Origin of the sequence: Bradyrhizobium sp. CCGUVB1N3, assembly GCF_024199925.1 — a bacterium.
Taxonomy (GTDB): domain Bacteria; phylum Pseudomonadota; class Alphaproteobacteria; order Rhizobiales; family Xanthobacteraceae; genus Bradyrhizobium.
The window spans coordinates 5,210,961-5,223,528 of sequence record NZ_JANADR010000001.1; the positions used below are offsets into that span (position 1 = coordinate 5,210,961).

Below are 12,568 nucleotides of genomic sequence, written 5' to 3' on the forward strand. Positions count from 1 at the left end.
TGGGAAGGCTAGTTTGGGAACGAGCACTTGCGGCAGCGTGACGGCATACTGTCGGGATCCTGTCGTGTCGAAAGTGCAGTGGCGATGTCAGGTTGGTCAGCATCCAACGGAAAGGCTCATCCATGGACCCAGCAACGCTGACAGCGCTCGACCCGAAGACCCTCGGCTTCTGGGTGAAATGCATTCGCGAAGCGTCGAATTGGTCGCAGGAGGCCGTCGCGGCTTCTGCCGAGCTCGATGTCCGCACCATTCAACGCGTCGAGGCGGGGAAGTCCGCCAGCATCACGACCCGTCGGGCGCTGGCCAAAGGGCTCGGCTACGAGAACCAAGATATCTTCCAAGACCCGGCCTTCATCGCCACGGTGCACCGGCTGCTGGACGAGTTGCTGGCCGGGAATCGCGAGCGGCTAGAGGCGCAGTTTCCCGATCACGTACGCCTGTCCGTGACGCTCGTCGGCGACGGTGATGCTCTCGGCCGTCTCGCCGACGCCTCGGAAGCCACTCTGCTGCATGCGGACGACTCGCTGCCGCCGGAAGCGAAAGAAATCGCCGCGACGCTTTTCGACTATCTCCGCGACGTTGGCGATATCGGCGCCGAGGCGTCGTTTTCCGACAAGCTCGCCTATAACAGAGAGATGGACGCGATGCTGAAGTCGCTGGACGGGCTCGGGGTCTCGGTCTATTCGGGCATCCGGAGCACGAAGATGGCCGGTACGTTCTGGCCCGACAAGACCCCGGTGCCGATCACGATCGGCTACCTCACGGTCGTGCCGTCGGAGCGCCGCGTCACGGAAATCATGGTGCCACGCCGGCTTTCATAGATATCTGACGACGCCCGCGTCTGCGGGGCACTCAAACAGAAGGCAAATAGATGCCAGGTTCCGACCTGTCAGAGCTGATCGCCGGAAAAAGCGAAGACCTCGGGGTCGAATACAAGGCCTGGATGGACACCTCGCAGCCCGAGGTCAGAGCAAAGCTCGCGCGCCACATTGCGGCGCTCTCCAACCACGGTGGCGGCTACCTAATCTTCGGGGTGGACGACACGACACGCGAACCTCAAGGCGCAACGGCGCTGGATCCGTCATTATTCAGTCAGGATGCGATATCGGCAATCGTGAAGCGTTATCTTGATCCGCGCATTCAGGTCCGGGTCGAGCAAGCCGATCACGCTGGCGTACTCTACCCTGTTGTCATCGTGCCATCTCATGGCATCCGGCCGGTGATCGCGGTGACTGACGGCCCTCAGGACGACAAGGGACGGCGCGTTGGTGTCCGGCAAGGCGAGATTTATATTCGAGCCGCAGGTCCGGAGAGTGTGCAAATCAAGCACGCGGATGATTGGAATACATTGCTCGAACGCTGCCTGTCGCAGCGCTCGGATTTGCTCGGCAAGATTCTGCGGCAATCGATCGCGCACCCCTCGCAGCCGAGCACCCGCAGCCGTGATCTCCTGTTGGCTGCTGTCGAGGCCGCCGCGCAGGACTTTGCCGCGCAGACGGAGGCGCTTGCCGGGCTGGTCGAATCGAAGGAGCAGGCGCGTATTCGCGCAGCCGGCCAGCAGTTTTCCTTGCTGGGCTACGTGCTTGTCAACGCGGACGGCGAGCCAATCGATATCGAGAACGTCCGCGGCGTGAATGACCGCGTATCGATCGCGATGCATCGTTACGCGTACACTGGATGGGCGTCCTTCCTGCCTTTGACGGTACCTGAACGCGCGCCCCAGATCCGGACGGGAAGCTTGCTCAGCACGGAGCATGGCTTTCTGGAAGGCATGCGTCTGGAGCACACGGGCGTCCTGACCGGCGCTTTCGACTACTGGCGAATTTACGACTGCGGTATTGCCGTCACGGCGGAGTCATACCACGAGGATTACGCGACCTCGAGGCAAGGTGGCGCGCCCCACCTCTCACCATTGCAGATTCTGGTGAAGCTGCATTCGTTGCTGGCCCATGCGCGCCTGCTCGGCCAGGAGATTCCCGGCGTACAACAGGTCATCGTGCGCATGGACTGGCGAGGCCTGGCTGGGCGCATGCTGATGTGGGATACGACGCGCGTCGTCAGTCCGGTCAAAGTCACTGATGATCGCTTCGTCAAGACAGTAACGCTGCCTTGGTCCGACCTGCGCGATGACTATTTCGCGGCGCTTCGTCGCGTGGCGCTGCCGATCTTCGGTTTGTTTGCCAATGCCGGCTGGCTCGATCCCGATTCTTGGTTCACGCCCGAATTGGTGGAACAGGAGTTTGCGAAGCTCCGGGTCGCAACGATGCGCTTATTCGACAGGTGACAGCTGAGGACGTTAGGCAATAGCCGGGCGACACTATCGTAATATCTAGAACGGCCAAAGTGGTGGGGCGTTAGATATCGACGATGGGCGGTGTTCGGCAGTACGGATTCGGCACATCGTATGTTGTACCGCCGACGGACACTGCCCGACTGAGCAGCAGATTCGAGTCAAACGCTGGGTGACGACTTAACGCATCGGGACTTGCACTGAAACGGATTCGTTCGACGTGAGTCCGGTCGGTGGGGCTTGCGTCGGGATGAAGCGCGTTGGCAACCAACGCATTCAAGCCCGTACCTTTTCCATCCGAAGAAAACTCGGCTAATGCCACGAAATCCCGTTCGGCAAGGCCAACGAAATGCAGCCACACGATACAGGGATTCTGACGCGAGCATTGGTCCGCGGCTTCTTTGATAATCTTGATGACGCGTTGACTCAAAGTGGTTGGCTTGTGAGGGCGCAGGACCAAGCCAAAAAGATGATTCTGGGCCTTGACGATGCAACGAGCCTCGTCTCCGATCTCGGGATCGGCCAGAATTTGCCGCCGCAGTTCATCGTTTTGTCCGGCGTCCAGCAACGCCTGCCAAGCCGGCTTGGCGACGAACTGCAGCGAGAAATCCTGACCGTCAAATGCTGTCGCGGTGTTCCCGCCAAGGGCTTCCTTGAGGTGACGGGCGAGATGTCTGCATTCTGCGGTCGGCCTTTTGAAAGTTAGAACGAACAGACCCGTCCCTTCCACCGGAGGGCTTTTCAGGACGCAAGTGCGGAATGTCTCGGATAGATCAACGTTCAGTTCGACCTTGATCTGCGAGCCCGTATCTTCGGTCACGGTCTTGCATTCAACCTCGATCGGCCCGGTCGGGCTGTCAACAATGAGATCAAAATTTCCTATCCCCTCGAGATCGGCGAAGACCACGGTGCACTGTTTTCGTGAGAAATGCATGAAGCACCGGATCTCGTGTTCGATCTGGCGAATATCGCGATCAGGCTTCAGGTTATCTATCACCATGGAGCGCAGTCGCGTTTGACCTTGCGGCGACAGCGTGCTCCGGATTCTGTTGATACCGGCAATCAGCGATGCCGCTCTCACGGCCTGCAAGTCGGCGAGATCGAGATGAAAGGCAGGCGATCCGTCAGTGAAGCGATCCCATTGATCATGAAAATAGAACCGGTCCCCGAAAAGCGAGCGAATCGATGGGGACAGCGCTTCCAGTTTCTGACGCAGTTTGCGAAGGGCGCTGTCAATATCGGAGGCGCCGATGAAGTCGACAAACCCGGCAAACTCTCGGGGGAACTGAGATTGTGCAAGTCCTTGCTGATCATGGGCTGGCGCAGTGGTATCGACAGCGCGCTGAAGCAATGTCGGGTACGGCATCGGTCGCCCCGCCTCCCACCCTTGCAGAGTCCTGACGGAAATCCCGAGCTGAGCCGCGGCCTCCGCTTGGGAATATCCGTGATGGGCGCGCCATTCCTTCAGGGTCTTGGCAACGTCATCGGTTCGAGGCCGCCCAAGCAAATCGTGCAATTCTTCGACAGAAATCGGCATGCCAGCGTTATATACGCAGATTGCGCATATACGCAATCTGCGTATACTGACAAGCTGCGAGGTGGAACCCACGGTTCCGGCTTGTGACAGCGGACGACATGAATGGCGCAAGCAGGCGGGCCGGCCGCAATCAACGGTTTTCTCTACCAGATCATCCAACATCTCGGTTGGCTGGCGGACATCGCTTTGTCGGGCAGCTTGGATGGCCAGCAGATCGAGGAAGCATGTCTTGTGCTGGAGCCTCGCAGCGGGGGCGATGCACGTGCGGAGGCTTCCGGGACCTACCTCGTAGAGCAGTACAAAACGCGGCGCGGCGGTACATGGGCGGTCTCGGACATACAATCTGTCCTTCGCGATCTCCGAAAGGCCGTGCCACCGTCGCCCCCCGCGATTGGCTGCTACCGCTTCGTAACTGACGGCCGGGCGGGTCGCCTGGAAGAATTGAATTCCTTTCTTGCTGACGTGAAAGGCATTGCAGCACCGAGCGAACTCGATGATGTCGAACGGAAGAACTTTGGAACGGATTTTGTCGGCACCCATCGGGAATTCTTCGATCACCTCGCTGCAGTGACGCGAAGTGCAGGCGCTGAGCCGTCAGCCGATGAGGCGGATCGCGTTTTTCATCTCTTGTCGCACTTCGACATGGAATTTGGCAACGATGGCGTTGGGCGCGCAGAGGCAATAGAAGCGCTCTTACGACGGTACGCAGACAACCTTGGAGATGAGCGGAAAGTTCGTGAGCATCTGGTCGGCGTCCTGATCGAGCGGTTGAGCAAGGGCGAAGTGCGACTTGATGCCAATGCAATCGATGCGATGCTTCGACATGTCGGCCTCAACCCAGAAAGGCTGCGAAAGGCGGCGCTTCTTGGCGAAACGATGAGCGCTTTGACGCGTCGTCGCCTCGCGCCCCTGAAATACCAACCAAGCCGTGATGTAAGATCCGCTCCGCATTGGCCGCAGGACAAACAGATTCTGGTGATCGCGGGACAAAGCGGTGCCGGCAAGTCGTGGCAACTCGGCCGGCTACTGCAAACATTCGCTCAAGAGGGCCAACCGGCCACACTGATATCGGGCGCTACTACGACCGAAGACGTGCTGGCGCGAGCAGCTCGCGATCTATGGCAAACAGGCCTTGGCAATACATCCGACAAGACGCTCGTTGCCGTCTCGCTCTTCTTGCGCGAGATCGCACCGAATGCGTGCGGCTCCCGACTGATCATCGCTGTGGATGATATTCAGGACATCGACTTTGCCCGTCATCTCGTCAGGCAGGACTGGACAGATTGGGATATGCGGCTCGTCTTGACTGCTCCGGATGCGGTCGCGCGGTCACTTGCGGTAACGGATGGCGACGCCATTCATCTCCACCTCGTTTCCGACTTTTCGGTCGACGAGCTCGATGCCCTTCTGAAACAAACCGGGCGGCGCTGGGCCGACCTTCCATCAGACCTCAAGCGGCTCCTCCGCAATCCCATTCTGGCCGGCCTCTTTGTCGAACTTCCCTATTCGTCCATTCAAAGCGCGCCGCGCAGCGAATACGAGATCTTTGGAGGCTTCTGGCAACGGATCGCCGCAAAAGGACGCCCTGGCGATGAAGGGATCGTCATGGCGCTCGCGGCCAATGCGAGCGAGGCGAGACCGTACCCGCTGCCCAGGCCCCAGTGGCGTGACATCGGCCTCGACAGCGACGACGCATTGACTCGATTGGTCGGTGCCGGCTGGCTGCGCAGCACGGCGAATGGCGAAGTCCTATTTTCCCACGACCGTCTGCTTAATTGGGCCGTTGCAAAATCACTGGTACATCGAGTTGAACGCAATCAGTTGTCAACTGACGCTCTTGGAACATTCCTGACCCGTCAAGATGACACGGACAATCGACATATTCGCAGGCGGCTCGGCTATCTGCCGATGGATACACTGTGGCTCTTGGCTGCCGATCCCAACAAGCCTGACGCACCCAGTCAGCTTGTCGCGATGCTGGAAGGCAGTCGTGAATTCGGCAGCTACGGCGAAGACCTTTATACCCATCATCTGCCAACACTCGCTCAACGGGCCGTTCCCATCCTCCTGGAGCGATTGAATGCCCGCGTCTCGGAACCGGAATCTTGGTATCAAATCGGCCTGATCGGCAAGGCTTTCGCCAATCTTGCCTCGCAGGAGAACGTCGACCTGGCGGCGGTGATAGGGCTTCTGCTGAACGCGCCAACTAAGCAACGGCAGAGCGTCGCCATCGCAGCGCTGACGACTGCGCCCGACCCTCTGCTTCTCGACCGGCTCTGGACGATACACCAACAGCGCTTGGACGCATTGGACGACAAGACGGATGCTTCACGGCACGGCGACTATCAGGCGAGCTTCGCAGCACTGCGTGCTGGAGTGGAGCGAGATCCGAGTTGGCTTCGCAACCGCATCTTGGCCGCCGACGCGGAAAAGGAGCGCGTTTCGGAACTCGCTTATCTTCTCAATGGATTGGAGCACGCCAATGCGCCTGGGATCTGGAAGGAGGTCGGGGACGCGCTTATGGTGAAAGTTTCGGCCAGCAAGCCTCGCAGCCTGCTCTATTGCATCGCGCGTTTCGTTGACCGGACAAAGCTGGATTTCGTGATTTCGAATTTGTCACGCTCGCAGGATTTTGCAAACGGCGCGGCGCTGGCTGCACTTTCGATCCTTGATCCGCAAGCCGCGATCGATCGCCTCGTCGAGGTTGATGAGTCCGAGCGATATATGTCCCGAAACGAATGGCTCCCGGTGCTCATGCGTGCGCAGCCGGAGTTGACGCTCAAACGTATCCGCAGCCTGGCAGAATCCGATTCCAAGGGCCGCCGCGTGATCGAACTTCTCTTCGCGGACCGACCGGACGATATGGATGTTGCTACGCTTCGGCTTCTGCTTCGCACCCTGGAGCGGGAGTTGCGGGAGCGTCTTGACGAAGCGGTCACGGGCGAACCGAACTGGCTTTCTCATTCGTTGGAGCTGCTTGGCGGCCTCACGCACCCCGGTCTTCTCGCAATCCTTGAGGCCGAGGCCGGAGGTGAACTTGAGCAGATGATTGTGGCAGTTGCCTGCAGCCGCTTGCGCACCAACAGCAACTATCGCGATGGCATCCGGGAAGGCGCGCGTCGGCTTCTGATCCTCATGGGCGGCGACGGCATTGCAACACTGATCATGCGGGAACTGGAGTCTGAGCATTTCTGGGTTCGCCATGGCGGGCTAAATTGGGCATTCGTACGCGCCAACCCCGGCATTGTTGAACGTCTGGCTATGCTTGCGCGCCGGCCGGTCCCGCAGGATGGCAATGGCAATCTCGAATCAGACCTGTACAGGGAATTCTACGAAGCTACGTTCGCACTGGCCGCACTGGGCGCTGACGCAGCTTTGGTTGAGACGATCCAGAATAGCGGCGTGACCGCTGTATCGGTTTATCTCGCTGAGCTTCGCGCTCATGACGGGCCGGTGTCGAAGTCCCTTACCAAGCAAGCACTCGAAGTTTTGCGGGATGTCGCATCGACCGAGGAAGCCCTCCTGCCGGCGCTGACGGTCGCCTGGCTCAGTGATGACACAGATCTGATTCCGGAAGTGCGCGCTGTGCTCAAGCGCGTGAAACCAGAGGGCCGGGTTGCGGCTTATGCCTGCATGGCGCTTTGCACACTTGGTGATTCATCTGATGAGTTTGCACAGCTCGCTCAAGGCCTCCTGCACACTGACAAGAATGCGAGCTGGGGCTTGAATGCCTTGATTGGCATCGGGGATCGAGGACTCGAGTTGATCGGACACTGGCTTCTGAGCCGGAACGCGGCCAATCGCACCGACAGCGACGACCTCGCTATCCGCGCATTGTACAGTAGCCCCACAACGAGGACGCTGAGTGTTCGTGCGGCAGTTGATCGTTGCCGTCGCGGCCACTTCTTGCGCGACGGTCCTTATGACATCGCAGCGGAATCGGAGGAGCCGGCGATTCGAGAGCAGATTCTAGACAAGGCTTTCGCGGCTCGTCCAACAGTTGTGACACAGTCCCATCGAGCCATCGAAGGCCTGGCAACGTTTGATGCCACGCGGGCAGTTGAGGCAATTGAACTCGGACTTCGCTCTCAGCCGGCGCTCGAACGGCAACTGTGCAGGCTCCTTGTACGCGTTGCGCCGGAGACCGCCGCCGAGAGGCTTGTAGACGCCGCGCTTGCGATCGACCGCGCTTCACTGCGGCGCGCCGCCGGCCGGACATTACGCTGGCTCGACGCAGCGGCAGTCAAGAGTATCCTCATCGAGCGGATGCGAGGTTCGGCCGCCGAACGCAAGGCGGCCTGCGAGGTCGCGAAATACATCGCCACCTCGGAGATTGAGCAAGCTCTTGGTTCTCTAGCTGAGCACGACAGCTCTCGGGAGGTAAGACATGCCGCCTTCGAGGCCATTGCTTTCCAGCGGGAGCTCGCCAACGTCCGCGCATTGTTTGCGGCATTTCCGTCCGCAACGTCCGACCGGCGGTGGAGCTTGTTGATCGCGATACTCGATGCGGTTGATCCGTACTTGTACACGGATGGCGAAGACGAGCTTTGGCTTGGCAGAATTCTCGTGGATGGCATCCCGGCCGTATACGAGCGACACGCCAATACGGTCTTGGAGCGGCGCAGGCAAAACGAAAAGTAGTGCGACACCCCGGCCGGGCTGTTCTGATTGAGGAGCCACGAGATTCGCAGCTACTCGTAAAGACCCCAGTTTCGGTCCGGATCGTTACGCCGATTGTCGGCCTCGGGTGGAATCGTTTCGGAATGCCGTTTCTGGCCATCGGAGCCGATCCAGTCAAACCGTACGGCCCAACCCGTACTCTTCCCGCTGTTGCTTCGATAGCCGATCACGTGCTTGTGCACGGTAGTGCCCGCCAGCACCATTGAGGCTGATCCGGTTCCGATATTCGCGATAAAAACACTGTCGATGAGGCGATGGTTGGTAAGATCGCTTTCTGTAATCAACGAAGGGTCTTTGACCGCGCGCTCTCGTCGTTCTCGTTCCGCGATTTGCGTCCTGAGCTCGTCGGCGCGCGCCAGGTATTCCTCTGCGGCCGGAGCATCCACTAGTTTTTTACCCTTCTTCATCGGCAGACGCCCGTCCTTGTATGCGGCCAGGATTGCTGCCGCTGCATCGGGGCCGACTTCCAAGACGAGGTCGAGAAACGACCTGTCGCGCGAGCGAATGTCGCTGCGCTCGGCGGCGGACAGGAGGTCACCTTCGAGAACGAGCCGTCGCGTCTTGATGGGCATGATGCCCGGAAGGCCAGCCAGGAAATCCGTAAGGGAGCGCATTCGTCAAACGTCTCTTTTACGATGCCAGGATCGAATGATGTGCATTTCACGATCTGCTAATCTTAGGGGTCAAGGACGGGTGCCATTTCATCGATATGTGCGTCGATCCGCGCGAGGACCTGCGCAGGCACAACGTCGCGCTCTGGAAGAACTGACCACTTGTCCCGCACGGCAGCCGCGATCTCGGCTACGGCGGTCACCACCGCTCCTTCCGGAAGACGGCTGCGGTTCGCGAAATTGCGCCAGCGTTCTGGAGTCAACGCCTTGAAAGATTTTTCTCCAGCGAGGCTTAGGGCCAGCCCGTCCTTCGGAATGTAGGGAATTGTTGAGAGCACGTCATAGACAGGCGACAGCGTTGGTGTCCGTCCATCCCCGGGGTAAAGCAGCGACCAATTCTTGAGATGCATATCCCCGTTTCCAGTGATCGCGGTGAGTGCGAGACGCCGAACAAACTCGATTGCCGAATCGAAGGAGACGCCGCTGGTGAGCGCTGCAGCGATATTGTGATATGCCGCGCCAGTGTATTTCTCGGACGGATAGCGGCCGAAGACCTGCGCGAAGTCCTCCATATGCACGCGCGCGCCGTCAGCGCCGCGGTCGAAGCGGCGGACCAGCAGCACCTTGCCTGTGGACATGGTGTTGAACTCTTCCGGAATGCCGGCGAACTCCGTCTTTTCGACGAGTTCGCGTGCTGGCACTTCCATCCCCAACGCTTCCGCCAAGGCCAGGACCGCGAATTCGTTTTCCGATAGTCCGATGTGCGTGAGGGAGGGAAACTTTGCGATGTATTGCCCTTGCTCGTCGTCGACGGCAAGCGTGATCCCCCCCTCCTTTCCTGTGTTCTTCATTACAGAAAGCTTCATCTGAACACCGGCGAGCGAAAAGCGTGCTTTCTTCTTGCCTTCGGCCTCCGGGCCGGCTGGAACGGGGCTGCCGTCACTTGGCACGGCGCGCACCGCTCCTGGCAGGTTAGTTCCAAGCGCGGCCAGGAGATCGAAGTCGTTTCCCGGTCTGACTGACGCGGCGTGGTGCTTTTCCATCGCTTCGCGCAGTTTCTCTTCGGGCAGCAGGTTCGCAAAGAACGGAGGTAGCGCCCCGCGTATAGGTTTGGGATCCCGCCGGAGGCCGCCATCGGCTGAACGAAGCGAAAGGCTGAAGATCGGCGGGTTGTTCATGCTCCGGTAGTCGGGCAGGAGGTTGAACGCGTTGTAGTCACCCGGCGTCCGGACAAGGGTGCCGACGGGAAGATTGTTCAATGAGATATCGAGTGATTGGATGCGTTCAGCCGCGAGGACCGCCTGGTTCATGCCCGTTACTCCTCTTCGACATCTGACGTGAACGCGGGGCGATCATCATCGTCGGTCGCGGGCTGCAGCATCGACTGAATGGCAGGCACCAGAGCCTGCGGGATCAACATCATTTCCATGCCAAGGGCGCGGGCGACATTGACGAGTGTCGTTGCGCGGGCGGCCGCAGCTCCCGTTTCGATGTCGCGATAGCGAGGTCTGCTGATGTTCGCGCGAAGAGCGATTTGCTCCTGAGACAAGCCAGCAGCGATGCGGGCCTTTCGGAAGCGCAGACCGAGTTCTTGGAGAAGCGGGTCTGGGATGGAAGTCATGATACGCTCTCGGATCATTTGATATAGAATGATATGTAAACAGATCATTGAACGCAAACAAGAAGAATCGAAGACAGATCTTTTACATTGCTATTGAGCCGTAAACGCATCCTTGGCGAATGCTCGCCTTCAACAGCCTGACGAAGAAACACGCCTTCGGTCCATCCGGCAATCGAGTCGCGAAGCCAGGGGCGGGTCCTTGACGTCCGACGTATGTAAGATTATCTTACCACACGTCGGATGAAGGAGGTGCCTCATGGATCCCGCCGCATTAAAAGAGAAGCTGATCGCCATCCTCGGCCAGATTCAGGCCGATAGCGGCCTCGAATGCCCGCCTCTCAGCGGCGGCACTAAGCCCGTCGAGAACCTGCCGAAGTTCGATAGCAAGGTCTGGCCTGTTGCGACCACAATTCTCGCCACCGAGATCGGCGCGACGATCCCAAACGACGTGAACATCTTCGTCGACGAGACGACCAAGCTTCCGCGCTCCATCGACGAGACCGCTGCCTTCGTCTGCGATCTACTCAAGAAGCAGAGCGAGAAGGTAGCCGCGGCAGCATGACCGAACTCGATTCCGCCAAACGGTCGCAGATCGCCGAGCGTCTGAAAGAAGCGCGCAAGCTGGCCGGCCTGTCACAAGGCCACGTCGCGAAGATGCTCGGCCTGCATCGTCCCTCCGTCAGCGAAATGGAATCCGGCAACCGCCGCGTATCGGCTGACGAGCTCGCCCGGCTTGCCGAAATCTATGACGTCAGCGTCGCCTGGTTGCTCGGCGAAGCGCCCGAGACGCTCGATGCCCAGGACCCTCGGCTCGAGCTTGCCGCACGGGAACTCTCCAAACTCAAGCCCGATGATCTGGAACGCCTGCTCAAGCTATTAGCCGCCATGCGCAGCGATTCCACCGCGAACGGGGGCGATCGCTGATGAATGTGATGCGCACCACTAAGCTCAGCTTCAACCGCCGCGCCCTGGCGACCCAGGCCATGCAGGCCGCCACGTCCACGCGCGCTAAGGCCAAGCTCGACCAAGCCGGGCCGATTTGCATCTACGGGCTATGCGAGACGCTGAGTGTCGCGGTGCGCTTCAACAACATCAACATGGAGGGAATGTATCAGCGCGGCGCCCTTCCGCGCATCCATCTCTCTGCGCGACGGCCGCTGCCGCGGCGCGCCTACAATTGCGCGCATGAGCTCGGCCATCATGTGTTCGGTCACGGCTCATCGATCGACGAATTGCGCGAGGACGCCAAGGCGAATCCCTGGGAGGACCCAAAGGAGTTTCTGGCCGATACCTTCGCGGGTTTCATCCTTATGCCGATCATTGGCCTGCGCCGTGCCTTCGCGGTTCGCGGGTGGGCTCCGGAAACGGCGACACCGGCGCAGATCTTCACCATCGCCTGCGAGTTCGGCGTCGGATACGCGACGCTGCTCACTCACCTGTCGGCTGGGGTGAACATGTTGTCGCGCGGCCGCGCCGCCGCTCTGCAACGTGTCACGCCCAAGGCTCTGCGCATGGAGATCCTCGGCGCGTTGACGCCGGAGCCGTTAATCGTTGTCGATTGTCATCGCAACGCGCCCACGTTGGACGCGGAGGTCAGGACGCTGCTTCTTCTGCCGGCGGGTGCGGAGGTTTCGGGCGGCGGGCTTGCGTTCGAGCGCGATCTCGCCGTCGGGCGTCTGTTCCGGGCGGTAAAGCCGGGAATCTTCCAGGCCAGCGCTGGTGCCTGGGCGGTCTTCGTGCGCGTCGCTCCGGTCCAGAAAAACGAGCCGTCGTACGGCTACATCGGTCTCGCTCAATATCGCCACTTGGAGGAAGAACCGGATGAGTAA

At 59.8% G+C, this 12,568-nt stretch carries 10 protein-coding genes; 6 read left to right on the forward strand and 4 right to left on the reverse strand.

Going from position 1 to position 12,568, the window contains the following annotated elements; all coding sequences use genetic code 11:
- Positions 1–122: 122 nt before the first annotated feature.
- Positions 123–821, forward strand: coding sequence for a helix-turn-helix transcriptional regulator (locus NLM33_RS24870; protein WP_254099745.1), 699 nt, complete (start codon positions 123–125; stop codon positions 819–821).
- A gap of 50 nt (positions 822–871) precedes the next feature.
- Complete coding sequence (locus tag NLM33_RS24875; protein WP_254099747.1) at positions 872–2,284, forward strand: helix-turn-helix domain-containing protein; 1,413 nt, start codon at positions 872–874, stop codon at positions 2,282–2,284.
- Between the two features lie 70 nt (positions 2,285–2,354).
- Here NLM33_RS24875 and NLM33_RS24880 read toward each other — a convergent pair whose 3' ends face one another.
- Positions 2,355–3,827: a DNA-binding transcriptional regulator gene (locus NLM33_RS24880; protein WP_254099749.1), complete on the reverse strand. Its 1,473-nt coding sequence runs from the start codon at positions 3,825–3,827 to the stop codon at positions 2,355–2,357.
- A 102-nt stretch (positions 3,828–3,929) separates the two neighbouring features.
- On the opposite strand from NLM33_RS24880, the gene NLM33_RS24885 reads away from it, so the two are divergent.
- The gene (locus tag NLM33_RS24885) at positions 3,930–8,468 is read left to right on the forward strand and encodes an ATP-binding protein (protein ID WP_254099751.1); all 4,539 of its coding nucleotides are present in this window, start codon (positions 3,930–3,932) and stop codon (positions 8,466–8,468) included.
- Positions 8,469–8,518: 50 nt separating this feature from the next.
- Here NLM33_RS24885 and NLM33_RS24890 read toward each other — a convergent pair whose 3' ends face one another.
- The 3 genes from NLM33_RS24890 to NLM33_RS24900 form a co-directional block, all read right to left on the reverse strand.
- Entirely contained in the window at positions 8,519–9,121 is a 603-nt protein-coding gene (locus NLM33_RS24890; RefSeq protein ID WP_254099753.1) for a hypothetical protein, read from the reverse strand.
- 62 nt (positions 9,122–9,183) lie between these two features.
- Positions 9,184–10,428, reverse strand: coding sequence for a type II toxin-antitoxin system HipA family toxin (locus NLM33_RS24895; RefSeq protein WP_254099755.1), 1,245 nt, complete (start codon positions 10,426–10,428; stop codon positions 9,184–9,186).
- Positions 10,429–10,433: 5 nt separating this feature from the next.
- A complete protein-coding gene (locus tag NLM33_RS24900; RefSeq protein ID WP_254099757.1) occupies positions 10,434–10,739 on the reverse strand; it encodes a helix-turn-helix domain-containing protein in 306 nt (101 codons plus the stop codon).
- A gap of 256 nt (positions 10,740–10,995) precedes the next feature.
- Between NLM33_RS24900 and NLM33_RS24905 the strand changes: the two genes are divergently transcribed.
- From NLM33_RS24905 to NLM33_RS24915, 3 genes are read left to right on the forward strand one after another with little or no spacing between them, the layout of a single operon-like run.
- Positions 10,996–11,301, forward strand: coding sequence for a hypothetical protein (locus NLM33_RS24905; RefSeq protein WP_254099759.1), 306 nt, complete (start codon positions 10,996–10,998; stop codon positions 11,299–11,301).
- A complete protein-coding gene (locus NLM33_RS24910) occupies positions 11,298–11,663 on the forward strand; it encodes a helix-turn-helix domain-containing protein (protein ID WP_254099761.1) in 366 nt (121 codons plus the stop codon). Before NLM33_RS24905 ends, NLM33_RS24910 begins: the two co-directional genes overlap by 4 nt.
- Positions 11,664–11,671: 8 nt before the next feature.
- On the forward strand, positions 11,672–12,568 hold the full coding sequence (locus NLM33_RS24915) for an ImmA/IrrE family metallo-endopeptidase (protein WP_254099763.1): 897 nt from the start codon (positions 11,672–11,674) through the stop codon (positions 12,566–12,568).